The sequence below is a fragment of the Nonomuraea maritima genome (assembly GCF_900100395.1).
Classification (GTDB): domain Bacteria; phylum Actinomycetota; class Actinomycetes; order Streptosporangiales; family Streptosporangiaceae; genus Nonomuraea; species Nonomuraea maritima.
Genome location: NZ_FNFB01000015.1, coordinates 131,099 through 147,270 on the forward strand (window position 1 = coordinate 131,099; position 16,172 = coordinate 147,270).

Here is a 16,172-nt window from a genome sequence, read left to right on the forward strand (position 1 = left end):
GCTGCTCCTCGGGGAGGAGCGGGCCCTCGCGGAAGGAGTACCCAACATCCATCACCCAACCGGTGGATACCGGACCGCGCGAGTTTCGGTGTCGAGGGAAGTCGGGTCACAATGACCGGCATGCATGACGGGCCCAAGTCCCCGCCGACGCTGCATGACGTCGCCCGGGAGGCGGGCGTCTCCGTCGCCACGGCGTCCCGCGCGCTGAACGGCAGCTCGCGCAATGTCCGGTCGGAGAACGCCTCCCGCGTGCGGGCGGCGGCCGCCAGGCTCGGTTACGAGCCCCACCTGTCGGCGCAGGCCATCGCGAAGGGCTCGACCCGTACGGTCGCGCTGGTGGTGCGCGACGTCGCCGATCCCTACTTCTCCGCCATCGCCGCCGGGGTCACGCGGGCCGCCGAGACCGACCGGCTCATCGTCACCATGGCGGTGGCCGACGGCCCGCCGGAACGCGAACTGGAGATCGTCAGAACCCTGCGCGGGCAGCGGCCCCGCGCCATCATCGTCGCGGGCAGCCGCGTCGACGGCGCCGGCACCAGGGACGCCCTCATCGAGGAGCTGCGGCAGTACCGTACGGCCGGCGGCCGGGTCATCCTGATCAGCCAACGAGACCTGCCGTTCGCCACCGTCACGATCGACAACCGGGGCGGGGCGGAACGGCTCGCTCGGGCGCTGCTCGGCGTCGGCTACCGGCGCTTCGCGGTGTTTCATGCGCCGGCGTCGGTCCGCACGTCCCGCGACCGGCACGAGGGTTTCGTCGCGGGCCTGTGCGGCTCCGGCGTCCCAGAGCCGCTCGCGATCGAAACGGGGTTCACCCGCGAGGGCGGCTACGAGGCGGCGCGCCGGCTGGTGGAGCGCGGGTTCGAGGACGTGGAGGCGGTGTTCGCGGTCAACGACGTGATGGCCGTGGGCGCGATGACGGCTTTCCGCGATGCCGGGGTCGTGCCGGGGGCCGACATCGGGGTGGCGGGGTTCGACGACATCGCCTCGGCCGTGGACGTCGTCCCCGCGCTCACCTCCGTGGCCGTGCCGCTACGGGAGGCGGGCGTCCGGGCCGTGCTGCTCGCGCTGTCGCACGACGAGGAGGCCGTCGTCGATTTGCCGACCCACGTCGTCCTCCGCGCCAGCACCCCCGGCCGCCCCACCCGCTGAGCGCAGCGGGGTCAGCGGCCGAGGGAGGCGAACCAGCGGGCCATCGCCTCGTCGCGGCGGCCGGACACCGCCGACTGCAGGGCCTGCCGCGCCACGTTCCGTGCCATCTCCCGCAGCGGCCAGTGGTCGGGGTCCACCTGGGCGTGGGCCAGGCCGGCGGCCAGCATCGCCGCGAGCGCCTGCGCCGCCCGCGGCGGCACCTGCTCGTCCAGGTCGCACTCCTCCAGCATGTCGGCCAGGTTCGCCGACCACCCGGTGCGGATGCTGCGCGCGCAGCTCTCCCGCGCGACGTCGAGGCGCGCCCCGTCCCACACGCCCTCGACGAGCTCGGCGGCCTTGTCCTCCAGGCTGCCGCCCCACAGGAGGGAGGCCACCTCGACCGCGTGCACGAACGCGAGCTGGGCGGCCACCGCGACGTGCGCGTCGGCCGAGATCGCCGTGCCCGGCTCGTCGAGCTGGGTGTCGAGCCGGTCCAGCAGCTCGCGATACCGGCTTCGGGCGGCACGTGCCTCGGCCGCGAGCTCCGGTGAGTCCGCCGGGCCCGCCGCCCGGTCCTGTTCCTCCAGCGTCATAGCTGTGAGCATCCCAACGAGGGGCGGGCGGCTCGCCGGACGCTGTCTCCGTGTCAGGGAAAAATCGCGGTAGGCGGTGGCATCGTCTGCTTTGGCCATGGAACACCGACGTACCGGACACCCCTGCCCTCGCGGCAACGGCCTGATTAGCGCCCATCTCGCGGGTAGGGGGATGCGAGGACGCCATCGCCTACAACGGGAGGCCGATATGGATACCTCGGGAGGCGGCAAGACCGTCCAGGACGTGATGCACAGAGGGGCCGCGTGCGTCGGCGAGAACGAGTCACTGCGCAACGCGTCGGAGATGATGCGTGACATGTCGGTGGGGTCGCTGCCGATCTGCGGTGAGGACGACAGGCTCAAGGGCATCATCACCGACCGCGACATCGTCGTGAAGTGCTGCGCCGAGGGCAAGGACCTCGACTCGACCAAGGCCGGCGAACTCGCCCGCGGGCTGGTGTGGGTGGCCGCCGACGCCGGCCTCGAGGAGGCGCTGCAGAAGATGCAGCAGAACCAGATCAAGCGGCTGCCGGTGATCGAGAACCACCGGCTCGTCGGCATGGTCAGCGAGTCGGACCTGGCGAAGGAGTTGCCCGACAACAAGCTCGCCGAGTTCGTCCACCGCGTGTACGCCCCGGCCTGACCGGCACACGTCCTTCGACGACCGTCATCGGGCCCGGCGCCCGGTGAGGGTCCACCAGGAAGCCGCGACCTCACGGCCGCGGCTTTCTCCATGTCAACGCCGTGGGGTGCTCGTGGCGCCGTCCTGCAGGCCGCCGCCGAGGTCACCCCGCACCCAGGAGACTTCGACGTACCTGGCGTCTGAATGAGGGAGGCCCGGCAGGGGCCGCTCTCTGATGTCCGACGCGGGTGGCTGTCGGCGGAGAGCTGCCCCTGCCGGGCGTGACGTGGCGGTCGGCCTGTGTCCCGGGGCCGTGCAGGTGGCCCCCCCGGCCGTCACGTTGTCCGGTCGCTCAGGCGGTCTTGCGGCCCAGGCTGCGCAGCTGCGCGACGCTGAGCGTCGAGACGTTCTGGTCGATGGGGGAGTCGGTGTACTGGTGGATCGTCCAGGTCTTCCAGTTGGCCGGTGCGGAGATCTGGCCCCTGGCGCCGTTGTAGTCGGCGACCCACAGCGGGTACTGCTCCAGGCCCGCGCCGTAGCGGTTGGCGAAGTTCCAGGAGCTGTAGAACATCGGGGTGATGCCGGTCTGCTGCTTCACGTACGCCAGCCAGGTCTTGGCCCAGGCGTTGACGTGGCTGACCGACTCGCCGTCGGTGGTCTCCAGGTCGAGGACGAGCAGGTCGCCGGGCTTGGCGGGCTGCGAGTTCACCACGGCCAGGAAGTGCTTGGCCTCGGCGACGGGGTCGTCGTCGGGGTGAGCGAAGTGGTACGCCCCGCGGACGATGCCCTTCTTGCCGAGCCGCTGCCAGTGCCGCGCGAACGACTTGTCGGTGAAGGTCAGGCCCTCGGTGGCCTTGATGATGCCGAACTGGGCGGGGCTGGTGTTCCAGTCGAAGTCCGGCTGGTAGTTGGAGACGTCGAGGCCGTAGGTGAGGGGCTCGGCCTCCTGCTGCCCGGCGGACTGCGCGACGGACTGCGTGGGGGCCTGGTCAGCCGTGGCCGCCAGCGCCGCGCCTGGCGCACCGGCGATCGCGGTGCCGGCGCACAGTACGGCGCTGCCGACGGCGAGGCCGAGGCGCTTCTTGGCGGGAAGAAGAGGGGACGTACGCGAGAATGCGGCAAGCCAGGGCTTGAGCATGAGGACATTGACTCCTTGCTTCCATGCCGCCTACCGGGTTAGCTGTCGGGTTCGGGCGTGGAAGTGCCCTACGGGAGCAGCTTGGCGCTGGTATCCGATTCACCCCAGGAGAAGGTGGGTCCCCGGTTCCGCAGGCGCGGATTCGGCGGTCGCACACCGTCCCGGATGGGGATTGGCGTACGGTCCTGTCAACGATGGCGGCGTCAGGCCCTCAGACCATTGCCGCGATTAGGCAAAAAGGTATGCACCTCCCTAAGGGCAGTGCAAGTGGTAGGTATCGGGTTCGCGTGATTTTTGCCTATAAAGGCGTCGGAAACCCCGTATCCGCCGGGGTTATGAGCCAGGTAAAGTTTCGCCGCTCAGCGCGACCTGCGACGTTTCAACTGGGGCGAACAGTGCCTTTGTGACAACTGTGATTTGCCTGTTTTCGATCAGGACGGACGCGTACGGGCCACGAGCAGAGCCACGTCGTCCTCGTGAGTCCGTCCCGTCACCATGGCGTCCATCACGATGCCGCAGATCGACTCCAGCGGAAGCGCCGGATCGGGCAGCGCGGCGCCGAGCCGCGCGATGCCCTCGTCGATGTCGGCGTGGCGGGTCTCGACGAGACCGTCGGTGTAGAGCGCGATCAGCGAGCCCGGCGCGAGATCCACCGTCACCTGCTCGTACGCGCCGGCCCCGAGGCCCACGGGCGTGCCGGCGGGCAGCTCGGGAAAGGCGACCGCGCCGCCCGGCGCGACGAGCGCGGGCGGCGGGTGGCCGGCGGTGGCCAGGACGCAGCGCCTGGTCGCGGGGTCGTAGACGGCGTACAGGCAGGTCGCTCCCATGCCGATGAGCGATTCGCAGTCGGCGGGGGAGTCCTCCTCGTTCATGCGCATGATCACGTCGTCCAGGCGGGCGAGCAGGTCGGCGGGCGACAGGTTCATGAAGGCGAGCGTCCGTACGGCGGTGCGCAGGCTGCCCATGGTGGCCGCGGCGTCCACGCCGTGCCCGGTCACGTCGCCGACGACGAGCGCGATCCGGCCGTCGTCCAGCGGGATCGTGTCGTACCAGTCGCCTCCCACGCCGCCGTGCACCCCCGAGGGCAGGTAGCGGTGGGCGACCTCCAGGGCGTCGCCGCCGGAGAGCCGGCGCGGCAGCAGGTTGCGCTGCAACGCCAGCGCCGCGGTGCGCTCGCGGGTGTAGCGGCGGGCGTTGTCGAGGCAGAGCGCCGCCTGGGCGACGAACTGCTCGGCGAGGCACAGGTCGTCCTGCGTGAAGGGCTCAGGGTTGTCGGCGCGGACGAACGCGGTGACGCCCAGCGTCTCCCCCCGCGCCCGGATCGGGACGATCATCATGCTGTGCAGCCCGTACCGGCGGGTGAACGCGGCACGCATCGGGTCGCGGTCGAACCAGTCGCTGGTATCGAGCCCCATCGTGGCCTCGACGTGCGAGCGGCCCGTGGCCAGGACCTTCGTCCACGGCGAGTCGGGAGGCACGAACACCACCTCTCCCGGCTTCCACAGCAGCAGCGGGATGTCGGGACGGCTGGAGGCCGACCCCGCGCGGCGGAAGACGGGGATGCCGGGTCCCGTGCCGGCCAGGCGTTCCAGGGGCTCGTCCGACGGCAGCACCGACTCGACGAGATCGACCGTGACGTAGTCGGCGATCGCCGACACGCCGAACTCGGCCAGCTCCCGCGCGGTCCGCATGACGTCCAGCGTGGTGCCGATCCTGGCGCCGGCCTCGGCGACCAGGGCCAGGCGTTCGCCCGTCCGGCTCCGGCAGGCGTCGATGGCGAGCGTGTAGACCCCGACCGGCTCGCCGTGGACGTTCTCGACGCGGAACACCGAGACCGACAGGGTGCGATCGACGACGGTGTCCGGCGAACTCAGCTGCACCCCGGCGTCGATCACGGGAGCGCCGTCGCGCAGCACCCGGCGCTGCAGCCGCGCGAGGTCCGCGCAGGCGACCCCGCGCAGCACGCGCTGCTCCATGCCGCGGGCGGGCTCGTTGCGCCACACGCAGCGCAGCGCGGTGTCGCAGACCCACATGGCCATGGAGGAGTGGCGGATGAGCGGTTCCAGGATCGAGGCCACGGAGTCGCGCAGCGCGGTGGAGCCGAGCGGCAGCACCCACGAGGCATGCTCCGCGGCCGTGCGCAGCCGGTGGCCGTCCAGGCGCAGCACGACCGGGTGGCTGCCGGGCCGCTCCGGCCGGCGGTCGGGGTGGCCGAGGACGTGCGCGGCGTGCGAGCCGAGCAGTTCCTCGGCGGCTCGGGTCCAGCCGGTCACGATGCCTTCGGCGTCGACGACGGTGAGGGCGCGGACGTCCCGCTCTGACTTCCGGGGCGTTGGGACGGCCATGTCAGGACGACCGGCGTCGGGCGGGAACGGTCGTGGTGTCGGGGATCTGTCCGTTCTGTCGGTGCACGGGCTTGACCTCCTTGTTGATCCGCTACACGGTCATGGGACGATGAGCGCTTTCACGACCCTCTGGGCGGCCACGTCCTCGAGGGCGCACTGCGCCGTGCCGAGGTCGTACTCGCAACTGATCAACTCCGCCCACGGGAACTGGCGGTTGTAGCGGGCCATCACCTGGACCGAGCGGTACACATGACCGGCGTCGCTGCCCCAGCAGCCGCGGACCTCCAGGTGCTTGCGGTTGAGATCGAGATGGGGGTTGACCGTCGCCGTCCCGGCGTCGGTGTACTGGCCGACGACGACGTACCGGCCGGCGTCCCGGGTGAGCCGCATCCCCTCGGGGACGGCCGCCGGCACGCCGGTCGCCTCGATCGTCACGTCGGCCCCGCGCCCGCCGGTGGCGTCCCTGACCGCGGCGAGGCGTTCGTCAGCGGTCAGGGCGGAGATGTCGAGCACCAGGTCGGCGCCGAACCGGTGGGCCGCCGCCAGCCGGACCTCAGGCCCGCCGACGACGATCACCTGCCCGGCGCCGCGCAACTGGGCGAGGATCGCCCCGCACAGCCCGACCGGTCCCGCGCCCTGGACGACCACGGTGTCGCCGAACGCGATCTCGCCGAGCGTGACCGCGTGCAGGGCGGTCGGCATCCCGCAGCCGCCCGCCATGAAGGCCCGCCAGTCCAGTGCGTCCGGCAGCGGGATCACGTGCACGCCCGGCTTGAGGTGGATGTGCTCGGCCCAGCCGCCGAACAGCCCGTCGTCCGCCGACAGCGTCACGCCGTACACCTTCCTGGCCGGGCAGCGGGTGGTGGCGTGGGCCACCGTGCAGTACCAGCAGCGGCCGCAGGTGCCGTACACGTCGAGGAACGTGACCACCTGCCCCGGCCGCAGGGGCGCGCCCGACACGTCGCGGGCCGGGTCGCCCGGGCCGAGCCGGGCGACCCGGCCGGCGCTCACGTGCCCGGGAATGATCGGGTACGGCACGCCGGCGAGTTGCCCGTGCCACAGGTGCACGTCCGTGCCGCACACCTCGCTGCCCAGCGTCCGGAGCAGCACGGCTCCCGGCTCCAGCTCCGGGAGGTCGTACGTGCGCGACTCCAGCGGGGCTCTCGGCCCGTTCATGACAACCGCGGTGGTCACAGTGCGACTCCGTTCCGTGTGCCGGGTAGGACGACGGCCACTCCGCCAGTGTCGGCATTCATGCCAAATGACGGAAATACGTGCTTTGTGCCATGCATACGCTGGACGCATGGACATGGAGCTGCGCCACCTGCGCGCGCTCGTCGCGGTCGTGGACGCGGGCACGTTCACCGACGCGGCGGTCGCGCTGGGCTGCTCCCAGCCGTCGGTCTCACGCTCGATCGCCGCCCTCGAGGCCGCTCTCGGCACCCGGTTGCTGGAACGATCCAAGCAGCACGTCCTGCTCACCGGCTCAGGCATCCGGGTCGTCGCGCACGCCAGGCGGGTCCTCGAGGAGGTCGCCCACCTGTACCGGATCGTCGAGGCATCCTCCGCCGAACTCCGCGTCGGCTACGCCTACGCCGCCCTCGGCAAGCACACCCGGCGGCTGCAGAAGGCGTGGGCCGCCGCCCATCCCGAGGTGGCGCTCGTGTTCGTGCAGTCCAACTCCTCGACGGCCGGGCTCAGCGAGGGCATCGCCGACGTCGCCGTGATCCGCCGTCCCCTCGCCGACGACCGCTTCGACGTCGCCACGGTCGGCGTCGAGGCCCGCTACGCCGCGGTCGACACCGACAGCGCCCTCGCCAGGCGCCGCAGTTTGCGGATGGCCGACCTCGCCCGCCACACCATCGCGATCGACTGTCGCAGCGGCACGACCACGCCGAACCTGTGGCCGCCCGACGCCCGCCCGCGCACCCGCACGATCGAGGGTGTCGACGAATGGCTCACGCTGATCGCCGCCGGCCAGGCCATCGGGATGACCGCCGAGGCCACCGCCAACCAGAACCCGCGGCCGGGCGTCGCCTACCGGATCGTCACCGACGCCCCCGAGATCGAGGTCCGGCTGGCCTGGTGGAAGGACGACCCGCCCGCCCAACTGCCCGCCCTCGTCGAGATGACCCGCGAGCTGTACGCCGCCGCGCGCCGGCCCTGACGAGGGGTCGCTGCTGGGCGACATTTTGCGAAATAGGAGACTGAGCATTGCTCATGGCGTCCTATCGGGAATGTCTCATGGGAAACATCATCATGGAATCCAGTGACGTCCCCGACCTGGAAAGGTACGGGCTCAGCCGACAACTGGGGCGTGCCCTCATCCACGGGTTGCACCTCGGCGTCTACGTCGTGGACGCGACCGGGCGCATTGCCATGGTCAACCCCCGCGCCGAGGCCCTGCTGGGCCGGACCGCCGAACAGATGATCGGCATGGACGCGCACGACCTGCTGCACCGCAGGCCCGACGGCGGCACGATCCCGCGCGACCAGTGCCCCCAGCTCGCCGCCCTCGGGACGACCGAGAGCGTCCGGATGGACGAGGCGTGGTTCGTCCGCGGCGACGGCGGCCTCGTCCCCGTCAGCCTCATCGGCGCCTCGCTCCGGCTGGGCGACGACGAGGACCTCGGAGCCGTGGTCCTCTTCTACGACCTGCAGCGGCACAAGGCGGTCGAGCGGCAGCAGGCCGCCCACGTGTCCATGCTGGAGGACCTGGCCGGACGGCTGTCCCTGCTGGCGGAGATCAGCGCCGTGCTGGCCTCCACCCTGGAGGTCGAGGAGGCTCTGCGGCGGCTCACCCGGCTGGTGGTGCCGCGGCTGGCCGACTGGGCGGTGATCGATCTCCTCGGCCCCGGCGGCGAGCTGCGCAGGGTCTCCATCGTCGGGCACGACAGGCGCAGCCACGAGGTGACGAAGCAGTGGGAGGGGCCCATGCCCCTGCCGGAGGACGGCGTCCACTCGCCGATCGCCCGTGCCCTGCGCGGCGGGGCGTCCACCCTGCTCAGCGCCCGCGAGGCGTGGGACCTCGTCCGCCGGGACACGACGCCGTTCCGCGACTACCAGCGGCAGCTGTTCGAGTTCATCGAGCCGACGTCGCTGATCGTCTCGCCGCTGCGCACCCCCAGGCACGTGCTCGGGACGCTGCTCCTCGCCCGCTGCGCGCCCAGCCGCGACTTCGACTCGGCCGACCTGTCGCTGGTCGACGACATCGCCGGCCGGGCCGGGCTCGCGGTCGACAACGCCGAGATGTTCGACGAGCAGCGGCGCATCGCCGAGACCATGCAGCGCCACCTCATCGGCCCGCTGCCCGCGATCCGCGAGCTGGAAATGGCCGCGCGCTACCAGCCCGCCCCGCGCGGCTCCCGGGTCGGCGGCGACTGGTACGACGCCTTCTCACTGCCCGGCGGCCTGACCGCTCTCGTGATCGGTGACGTCACCGGCCACGACCTGCAGGCGGCGGCCGACATGTCGCAGATCAGGAACATGCTCCGCACGATGGCCTGGGCCCAGCGCACCCCGCCGAGCAGGGTGGTCGACCGGCTCGACGAGGCGCTGCCGTACATCACCGACGACCTGATGGCCACGCTCGTCCTGGTGCTGGTCGAACGGCAGGAGGAAGGGCGGTGGCGGCTGCGCTGGACGAGTGCGGGACACCCGCCGCCGCTGCTGGTCTGCGGCGACGGCAGCGCCCGCTTCCTCGACGAGGCCCAGGGCCTGCTGCTCGGTACCGGCCTGCGCACCGAGCGGCCCGACGCCGAGGTGCCCATCCCGGCGCACGGCACCTTCCTGCTCTACACCGACGGGCTGGTCGAGAGGCGCGAGGAGTCCATCGACGCCGGCATGAACCGGTTGCGCAGGCACGCCACCTCACTCGCCGGACTCCCGCTTCCCGCCTTCTGCGACGCGCTCCTCCACCGGATGCGCAACGACGTCACCGACGACGTCGCCCTGCTCGCCCTACGCCTCACCGGCTCCTGACGCCGGGCTCAGCAGCTTCCGCACGTCCATGGGCTTGTTCAGGTACTTCTCCTCCAGCATGAGGTCGGCGACCCGCTGCAGCGCCGCCGCGTCCGTGGCCGTCGGGTACGCGCCCAGCGTCACCTCGCCGGTCACCCCCTGATCGAGCTTGGTGTACGTCGGCAGCACCCTCCTGACCTTCTCCTGGTCGGTCGCGGCCAGGTGCTGGGCCTTGGCGAGAGCCCGCCGGAAGGCGTCCAGGGTTCTGGGGTTGGTCTTCCGCCAGTCTCGCGTCGTCATCCAGCCGGCCATCGGCAGCCCGGCGGCAGGGCCGGTCAGGGGGTCGCCGAGCTGCCGCAGCGCGCCGCTCCGCAGACCGTTGGTGAGCCAGGGCTCGGCCAGCAGGGCCGCGTCCAGCTTGCCGTGGGCGAGCGCCCCGGTCATCTCCGGGTACGGCTTCTCGCGGAACGTCGCCGGCACGCCGGCCAGGCGGCGAGTGACGGCGAGCGTGGCGGTGCTCCTCAGCGTGTTGACCCCGACGACCTTGCCCTTGAGCTGCGCCACCTCCGTGACAGGCGAGTCCGCGGGAACCACGAGCCCGTACGCGCGCGGCGCCGCCCGGTACATCTCCCCGACCACTTCGAGCGGCACGTCGTTTTCGTACGCGACCAGGGTGGAGACGTAGTCGGCCTCGGCGAGGTCGAGGCTCTTCCCCATGAGCTCGGGGATCGCCACCGCGCCGCCCGCGATGATGCGCACGTCCACGGTGAGGCCCTCCTGCGCGAAGTAGCCCTCGGAGCGCGCCAGGAAGAACGGCGCCGCGGCGGCGGTCGGCGCGACGCCCACGGAGATGGCGGGATGCTCCGGCGGCTCTGGGGGTTCGCCGCCGGTGCAGGCCGTTGACAGGGTCACCAGGGCGAGGCAGGCGGCGATGATGCGGCTGACGGGAGTCATGGGGGGTGCTCCGTGATCGGTTGTCGTGGACGCCGGACGCGTCCCATCTTGCACCCCTGTCAGACGAGTCACGAGACGCCGCAGGTTGCCCCTACGTCACGAGCAGGCGGTCCACCAGCGCCTGGAGGGTCACCGCGCCGATCAACCTCCGGTCGTCGCCGACCACGGCGACCAGCGGGCACTGGGTGCGGGCCATGAGCGCGGCCAGTTCGAGCGCGGTCGCGTCAGGGCCGCAGATGGGCAGCTCACGACGCCGCGCGCGCAGCGCCTCGCGCACGGTGCGGCCGTCCAGCGCTCCCATGAACATGTCGGCGTGCGCCTCGTCCACCACTCGGGCGAGGGCCGGATCGTCCTGGCAGTACGCGGGCACGGCCAGCCGCAGCACCTCGGTGCCGGGCAGGATCGTGACCGGCCTGCCGTCGTCGCCGACCACGATGAGACCGGGCAGGTCCTGCTCGGCCAGCATCCGGGCCGCGTCGATCACCGGTGAGTCGACGGCGATGGTGGGGTAGTCGGCGAGCAGGTATCGGGCGCGCATGCACATCCTCCGGGCCGGCGACGGGGAGCTGACGAACCGAACTTCCGGCAATACCCAACTCGACGGTAACAGCGCAGCTCGCTCCCTGCCAGACAAAACCCACCACACCCCCCGAATCTGGGTAACTCGCCACCCCGAAGCTGGGTGACCCACCGCGCCCTCCGAAGATCGGCGACTCGCCACACCCCGAATCTGGGTGACGGGGTGGTGACGGGCGGTCGGGGCGGCTCTGGGACGCTGGGGGGAGAGGCTCGCCTCGCACGAGGGGGTAGCTGAATGGCCAAGCAGATCATGGTCGGCGCGGACGGGTCCGCGCCCGCCGTCGCGGCGGCCGAGTGGGCCGCCGCGGACGCCCGCCGCCGCGGGCTCGACGTCCGCATCGTGCACGTGGGCGACCCCGACAAACCGTGCGCCGAGACGATGAACGACCTCGCCGCCCGGGTGCACGCGCTCGCCCCCGACGCCGGCGTGACCATGGAGGTGCGCGGCGGGAACGTCGTCGAGGAGCTCATCGCGGCGTCCGCGTCGGCCGACAGCCTGGTGCTGGGCAGCCACGGCCACGGCGGCTTCGCGGGCGTGGTCACCGGCTCGGTCACCATGGGCGTGGCCGGTCACGCGCACGTGCCGGTCGTCGTCGTCCGCGGCCCCCGCGTCGTGGAGTACGGCAGGGTCGTCATCGGCTACGACGGATCCGACCACTCGCAGGCGGCCATGGAGTACGCCGTCGAGCAGGCCCGCGCCCGCCTGGCGCAGCTGCACGTGTTGTCGGCCTGGCAGATGCCGGTGCCCACGCCGTACGCGCCGGCCTGCGACGTGCTGATCGAGGAGGCCGTACGGCAGGAGCTGGACACCGCGCGCGCCCGGGTCGAGCCGTGGCGGGAGAGCAACCCCGACCTCGTCATCACCGACGACCAGCCGCGCGACCATCCCGTTCCGGCCCTGATCAAGGCGTCGCAGACGGCCGACCTCGTCGTGGTCGGCTCGCGCGGCCGGGGCGGGTTCGCCTCGGCGGTGCTCGGCTCGGTCAGTCACGGCGTGCTGCACCGGGCCGCCTGCCCCGTCGCGGTCGTCCGGCGCTGACGGGTTACGACGTCTTCCAACGCTCGCGGGTGAGCTCGTACTCGACGTCGCCGTGCTCGGAGCCGTCGATCACGTACGGCCAGTCGGCGGTGAAGGCCCGCACGAACGACAGGCCCGCCTTCTCCATCACCCGCCGGGACCGCGTGTTGACCGCCATGGTGTTCGCGGTGACCCGCTCGACCCCGAGCTCGGCGAAGCCCCTGCCGACCAGCGCGCGCGACCCCTCCGTGGCGTAGCCATGCCCCCAGGCGGCGCGGTTGAGCCGGTAACCGAGCTCGACCACGGCCGGGCTGTGCTCGTCGAGAGGACGGAACTCGAACCAGCCGAGGAAATCGCCGGACCGCTTCTCCTCCGCCGCCCAGAAGCCCCGGGTGCCGAGACCCGGATACTCGTGCAGGAAGTGCGGCATCGTCCGGTCGCGGATCTCCTCGCGGGTGGTCGGCAGGCCGCCGTTGATGAACCGCATGACCTCGGGGTCGTTGTGCAGCGCCAGCACGAGGTCGGCGTCGGCGGGGACGAACGCCCGCAGTCTCAGCCGCTCGGTCTCCAGGAAGATGCCCATGCCGTGATCCTCACCCCGCGGGGCTCCGGCCCGCCACCGGATATCCGCCTCTCCCTTGGGCTCGCCCTCCTCGGCGGAGCGGCCCGCGATGAATGCCTGTCGTGGGCTCTTCTGGTCTGCAGATCATCCGCACCGGAACGACTGGCTACCCTGGATGCATGACGGCGATGGCTCCCGCGCGTACCGAAACCGACCTGTCCTTCCTGCTCGACCACACCAGCCACGTGCTGCGCACCCAGATGACGGCGGCGCTGGCCGAGATCGGGCTGACGCCGCGCATGCACTGCGTGCTCGTCCACGCCATGGAGGGGGAGCGCACCCAGATCCAGCTCGCCGAGCTGGGCGACATGGACAAGACCACGATGGTGGTCACCGTCGACGCCCTCGAGCGGGCCGGATACGCCGAACGCCGTCCGTCGAGCGCCGACCGTAGGGCGCGGATCATCGCGGTCACCGCGGCCGGCGCGGAGATGGCCAGGCGCAGCCAGGAGATCGTCGACGGCGTGCATCGCGCGGCGCTGGAGTCGCTGCCCGACGACGAGCGCGCGGTGCTCGTCCGCGCCATGAACCGCCTGGTCGGCGGGCATCTGGCCACCCCCGTCGAGAACGCGCAGCCGGCCCGCCGGGCTCGGGAGCGCACGAAGTAGTCCCGAAACATATCGTCTACAACAAAACTATCTGCTACGGTCTTTTTCGTCGTGCACGAGACGGGAGAGACCAATGGCGTACGCGCGGAACTCAAGGTGGGCGGCGCTCGGCGTGCTGTCCACGACAGGGCTGATGACGATCCTGGACGGCAGCATCGTGACGGTGGCGATGCCGGCCATCCAGCGTGACCTCGGGTTGTCGTCCGCCGGGCTGAGCTGGATCGTCAACGCCTACCTGATCCCCTTCGGCGGCCTGCTCCTGCTGGCCGGCCGGCTCGGCGACCTGATCGGCCGCCGGACCATGTTCCTGACCGGGAACGCCGTCTTCGCCGCCGCCTCGCTGCTGGCGGGCGCGGCCACCGGCCCCGGCACCCTCATCGCCGCCCGCTTCCTGCAGGGCGCGGGCAGCGCGCTGGCCTCGGCGGTGGTCCTCGGCATCCTCGTGACGCTGTTCACCGACCCGGCCGAACGGGGCAAGGCGATCGCGATCTTCAGCTTCACCGGCGCGGCGGGCGCCTCGATCGGCCAGGTGCTCGGCGGCCTGCTCACCGACGCGCTCAGCTGGCCGTGGATCTTCCTCGTCAACGTGCCGATCGGGGTGGTCACCGTCGTGCTCGGCCTGCGCGTGCTGCCCGCCGACCGGGGCGCCGGCCTGTCGCGCGGCGCGGACGTCGCCGGAGCCGTACTCGTGACCGCAGGGCTGGTGCTCGGCATCTACACGGTCGTCGAGGTCGAGGAGTACGGCTGGCTGTCCTGGCACACGCTCGGGCTGGGCGCCCTGTCCTTGGCGCTGCTGGCGGCGTTCGTGGTCAGGCAGGCCACGGCCGCGACGCCGCTGATGCCGCTGCGGATCCTGCGCTCACGCGACATGGTGGGGGCGAACGTCACCCAGATGCTCGTCCTGTCGGGGATGTTCGCCTTCCAGGTGCTCGTCGCCCTCTACATGCAGCGGGTCCTCGGCTACGGCGCCCTGGGGACCGGCCTCGCGATGCTTCCTGCCGCCGTCGGCATCGGCTCGATCTCGCTGTTCGCCTCGGCCCGGCTCGCCGCCCGCTTCGGTGCCCGCGCCGTGCTGCTGGCCGGTCTCGTGGCGCTTGTCGCGGCGATGCTGCTGCTCACCCGGGTCACCCCGGATGCCGGCTACGTCACGCACCTGCTCCCGCCGATGCTGCTCGTCGCGGGTGGCGGCCTGGTGCTGCCGGCGCTCGCCACGCTCGGCATGTCGGCGGCGCGGGAGAGCGACGCCGGACTCGCCTCCGGCCTGTTCAACACCACCCAGCAGGTCGGCATGGCAGCGGGCGTCGCGGTCCTGTCCACCCTCGCCGCCGGCCGGACGGAGGAACTGCTGGCCTCCGGCGCCGAAGCGGCCACCGCCATGACCGACGGCTACCGCCTGTCCTTCACCGTCTCCGCCGCCTTGATCTCCGCCGCCTTCATCGTGGCCATCACCGTCCTCCGCCGCCCAAGGGCCGACGCCCCCACGACAAGCCGCGAAGTTACGGCCCACCCCGGCAGGTAGGCCCCGTGGCGCGGGTGAGGGGGACGCGCATCCTCACCCGCGTCGATCAGCGGAGGGACAGGGCGGTGGCCAGGGCGCGCCACTCGGCGCGGGGGAGGGCGCTGTTGTGGGGGCCGCCGTCCACGGCGACCTGGATCGTCACGTGGTCGGCGCCGGCCCTCAGGTGCTCCTCGACGAGGGCCACGGCGCTGTCGACGTCGCCGAGCGAGAACAGCGACTCGATCAGCCGGTCGCTGCCGCCGTCGGCCAGGTCGGACTCGTCGAAGCCGTGCCGCAGCAGGTTGCCGGTGTAGTTGGGCAGCCCCAGGTAGGGGGCGAGCACCTCGCGGGCCCGCGCCCTGGCCCGCTCGGGGTCGGGGTCGAGGACGACCTTCACCTCAGGGGCGAGCAGCGCGTCCGGACCCATGACCGTGCGCGCGTACGCCGTGTGGGTGGCCGGCGCGAGGTAGGGGTGCGCCCCGAGCGACCGCTCGGCGGCGAGGGTGAGCATCTTCGGGCCGAGCGCCGCGACGAGCCGCCGCTCGCGTCCGACCGGAGTGGCCGCGGCGTCGAGCGCGTCGAGGTAGGACACCATGCTGGAGTACGGCTTGGTGTACTTCGGGGTCACGACGGCGTGGCTGGCCCCGAGGCCGAGGGCGAACCGGCCGGGCGTCTTCTCCTCCAGCGCGGCGACCTGTTCGGCCACCTCGTCAGCGGTGTGGTCCCAGATGCTGAGGATCCCGGTGGCGACGGTGATGCCGCTGGTCGCGTCCACCACGGCCGCGACGTCGGCCATCGACGGGCTGCCCCCCAGCCACACCGTGCCGTAGCCGAGGTCCTCCAGCTCGGCGACCGCCTCGGCGATCTCGGCGCGCCGGGCGGCGTCGGCCGTCGTGCTGCGCAGCGCCCAGCTCCAGATCCCGACCCGCCCGAACGACTCCCGCGTCACCGCAGCGTCCATGTCGTCACCACAGTCCCTTCCCTGTTGCGTGGGTGCGCCGGACCGGTCCCCGAGCCCTGGGGGCGATCGGCGAGACATCAGACCCGCATCGTAGAGGATCAAGCGTTCGAGGGTGCCGGGGCTGGTGCGAGGGGTAGGTCGTG

The 16,172-nt window shown here is 72.0% G+C and carries 15 protein-coding genes and 1 riboswitch; of the genes, 7 read left to right on the forward strand and 8 right to left on the reverse strand.

The window, feature by feature from the left end; all coding sequences use genetic code 11:
• The first annotated feature begins 120 nt into the window (after window positions 1-120).
• A complete protein-coding gene (locus BLR04_RS23330; RefSeq protein ID WP_090769105.1) occupies window positions 121-1,152 on the forward strand; it encodes a LacI family DNA-binding transcriptional regulator in 1,032 nt (343 codons plus the stop codon).
• Between the two features lie 11 nt (window positions 1,153-1,163).
• On the opposite strand, the gene BLR04_RS23335 is transcribed toward BLR04_RS23330, so the two are convergent.
• The gene (locus BLR04_RS23335) at window positions 1,164-1,724 is read right to left on the reverse strand and encodes a hypothetical protein (protein ID WP_090769001.1); all 561 of its coding nucleotides are present in this window, start codon (window positions 1,722-1,724) and stop codon (window positions 1,164-1,166) included.
• Between the two features lie 208 nt (window positions 1,725-1,932).
• Between BLR04_RS23335 and BLR04_RS23340 the strand changes: the two genes are divergently transcribed.
• Complete coding sequence (locus BLR04_RS23340) at window positions 1,933-2,367, forward strand: CBS domain-containing protein (protein ID WP_090769003.1); 435 nt, start codon at window positions 1,933-1,935, stop codon at window positions 2,365-2,367.
• A gap of 331 nt (window positions 2,368-2,698) precedes the next feature.
• Here BLR04_RS23340 and BLR04_RS23345 read toward each other — a convergent pair whose 3' ends face one another.
• The 3 genes from BLR04_RS23345 to BLR04_RS23355 form a co-directional block, all read right to left on the reverse strand.
• Window positions 2,699-3,484: a glycoside hydrolase family 25 protein gene (locus tag BLR04_RS23345; protein ID WP_090769005.1), complete on the reverse strand. Its 786-nt coding sequence runs from the start codon at window positions 3,482-3,484 to the stop codon at window positions 2,699-2,701.
• A gap of 12 nt (window positions 3,485-3,496) precedes the next feature.
• Window positions 3,497-3,642, reverse strand: a riboswitch (cyclic di-AMP (ydaO/yuaA leader).
• Between the two features lie 273 nt (window positions 3,643-3,915).
• Window positions 3,916-5,829, reverse strand: a complete 1,914-nt coding sequence (locus BLR04_RS23350; protein WP_090769007.1) for a SpoIIE family protein phosphatase — start codon at window positions 5,827-5,829, stop codon at window positions 3,916-3,918.
• A 99-nt stretch (window positions 5,830-5,928) separates the two neighbouring features.
• Entirely contained in the window at window positions 5,929-7,023 is a 1,095-nt protein-coding gene (locus tag BLR04_RS23355) for a zinc-binding dehydrogenase (RefSeq protein WP_218129124.1), read from the reverse strand.
• A 109-nt stretch (window positions 7,024-7,132) separates the two neighbouring features.
• On the opposite strand from BLR04_RS23355, the gene BLR04_RS23360 reads away from it, so the two are divergent.
• Together BLR04_RS23360 and BLR04_RS23365 are read left to right on the forward strand one after the other, a co-directional pair.
• Window positions 7,133-7,996 carry a LysR family transcriptional regulator gene (locus BLR04_RS23360; protein WP_090769011.1) on the forward strand — a complete coding sequence of 288 codons (864 nt, stop codon included), beginning with the start codon at window positions 7,133-7,135 and terminating at the stop codon, window positions 7,994-7,996.
• Window positions 7,997-8,088: 92 nt separating this feature from the next.
• Window positions 8,089-9,810, forward strand: coding sequence for a SpoIIE family protein phosphatase (locus BLR04_RS23365; protein WP_176903248.1), 1,722 nt, complete (start codon window positions 8,089-8,091; stop codon window positions 9,808-9,810).
• On the opposite strand, the gene BLR04_RS23370 is transcribed toward BLR04_RS23365, so the two are convergent.
• Window positions 9,790-10,743 (reverse strand): ABC transporter substrate-binding protein, encoded by a 954-nt coding sequence (locus BLR04_RS23370; RefSeq protein WP_090769015.1) that lies wholly within the window; start codon window positions 10,741-10,743, stop codon window positions 9,790-9,792. The genes BLR04_RS23365 and BLR04_RS23370 overlap by 21 nt on opposite strands.
• A 91-nt stretch (window positions 10,744-10,834) precedes the next feature.
• Window positions 10,835-11,281, reverse strand: a complete 447-nt coding sequence (locus tag BLR04_RS23375) for a CBS domain-containing protein (RefSeq protein WP_176903249.1) — start codon at window positions 11,279-11,281, stop codon at window positions 10,835-10,837.
• A gap of 276 nt (window positions 11,282-11,557) precedes the next feature.
• Here BLR04_RS23375 and BLR04_RS23380 point away from each other — a divergent pair, with 276 nt between their 5' ends.
• Window positions 11,558-12,361: a universal stress protein gene (locus BLR04_RS23380; protein ID WP_090769018.1), complete on the forward strand. Its 804-nt coding sequence runs from the start codon at window positions 11,558-11,560 to the stop codon at window positions 12,359-12,361.
• Window positions 12,362-12,365: 4 nt separating this feature from the next.
• On the opposite strand, the gene BLR04_RS23385 is transcribed toward BLR04_RS23380, so the two are convergent.
• Window positions 12,366-12,923 (reverse strand): GNAT family N-acetyltransferase, encoded by a 558-nt coding sequence (locus BLR04_RS23385; RefSeq protein ID WP_090769020.1) that lies wholly within the window; start codon window positions 12,921-12,923, stop codon window positions 12,366-12,368.
• Between the two features lie 158 nt (window positions 12,924-13,081).
• On the opposite strand from BLR04_RS23385, the gene BLR04_RS23390 reads away from it, so the two are divergent.
• Window positions 13,082-13,570, forward strand: a complete 489-nt coding sequence (locus BLR04_RS23390; RefSeq protein WP_090769022.1) for a MarR family winged helix-turn-helix transcriptional regulator — start codon at window positions 13,082-13,084, stop codon at window positions 13,568-13,570.
• Between the two features lie 73 nt (window positions 13,571-13,643).
• Window positions 13,644-15,089, forward strand: a complete 1,446-nt coding sequence (locus BLR04_RS23395; RefSeq protein WP_090769024.1) for an MFS transporter — start codon at window positions 13,644-13,646, stop codon at window positions 15,087-15,089.
• A 46-nt stretch (window positions 15,090-15,135) separates the two neighbouring features.
• On the opposite strand, the gene BLR04_RS23400 is transcribed toward BLR04_RS23395, so the two are convergent.
• The gene (locus tag BLR04_RS23400) at window positions 15,136-16,029 is read right to left on the reverse strand and encodes an LLM class F420-dependent oxidoreductase (RefSeq protein ID WP_090769026.1); all 894 of its coding nucleotides are present in this window, start codon (window positions 16,027-16,029) and stop codon (window positions 15,136-15,138) included.
• Between the last annotated feature and the right edge of the window lie 143 nt (window positions 16,030-16,172).

What these genes read in the sequence shown, in the direction of transcription:
- BLR04_RS23330 (WP_090769105.1), top strand. Translation starts at nt 121, where the DNA reads ATGCATGACGGGCCCAAGTCCCCGCCGACGCTGCATGACGTCGCCCGG.
- BLR04_RS23335 (WP_090769001.1), bottom strand. Translation starts at nt 1,724, where the DNA reads ATGACGCTGGAGGAACAGGACCGGGCGGCGGGCCCGGCGGACTCACCG.
- BLR04_RS23340 (WP_090769003.1), top strand. Translation starts at nt 1,933, where the DNA reads ATGGATACCTCGGGAGGCGGCAAGACCGTCCAGGACGTGATGCACAGA.
- BLR04_RS23345 (WP_090769005.1), bottom strand. Translation starts at nt 3,484, where the DNA reads ATGCTCAAGCCCTGGCTTGCCGCATTCTCGCGTACGTCCCCTCTTCTT.
- BLR04_RS23350 (WP_090769007.1), bottom strand. Translation starts at nt 5,829, where the DNA reads ATGGCCGTCCCAACGCCCCGGAAGTCAGAGCGGGACGTCCGCGCCCTC.
- BLR04_RS23360 (WP_090769011.1), top strand. Translation starts at nt 7,133, where the DNA reads ATGGACATGGAGCTGCGCCACCTGCGCGCGCTCGTCGCGGTCGTGGAC.
- BLR04_RS23365 (WP_176903248.1), top strand. Translation starts at nt 8,089, where the DNA reads ATGGAATCCAGTGACGTCCCCGACCTGGAAAGGTACGGGCTCAGCCGA.
- BLR04_RS23370 (WP_090769015.1), bottom strand. Translation starts at nt 10,743, where the DNA reads ATGACTCCCGTCAGCCGCATCATCGCCGCCTGCCTCGCCCTGGTGACC.
- BLR04_RS23375 (WP_176903249.1), bottom strand. Translation starts at nt 11,281, where the DNA reads ATGCGCGCCCGATACCTGCTCGCCGACTACCCCACCATCGCCGTCGAC.
- BLR04_RS23380 (WP_090769018.1), top strand. Translation starts at nt 11,558, where the DNA reads ATGGCCAAGCAGATCATGGTCGGCGCGGACGGGTCCGCGCCCGCCGTC.
- BLR04_RS23385 (WP_090769020.1), bottom strand. Translation starts at nt 12,923, where the DNA reads ATGGGCATCTTCCTGGAGACCGAGCGGCTGAGACTGCGGGCGTTCGTC.
- BLR04_RS23390 (WP_090769022.1), top strand. Translation starts at nt 13,082, where the DNA reads ATGACGGCGATGGCTCCCGCGCGTACCGAAACCGACCTGTCCTTCCTG.
- BLR04_RS23395 (WP_090769024.1), top strand. Translation starts at nt 13,644, where the DNA reads ATGGCGTACGCGCGGAACTCAAGGTGGGCGGCGCTCGGCGTGCTGTCC.
- BLR04_RS23400 (WP_090769026.1), bottom strand. Translation starts at nt 16,029, where the DNA reads ATGGACGCTGCGGTGACGCGGGAGTCGTTCGGGCGGGTCGGGATCTGG.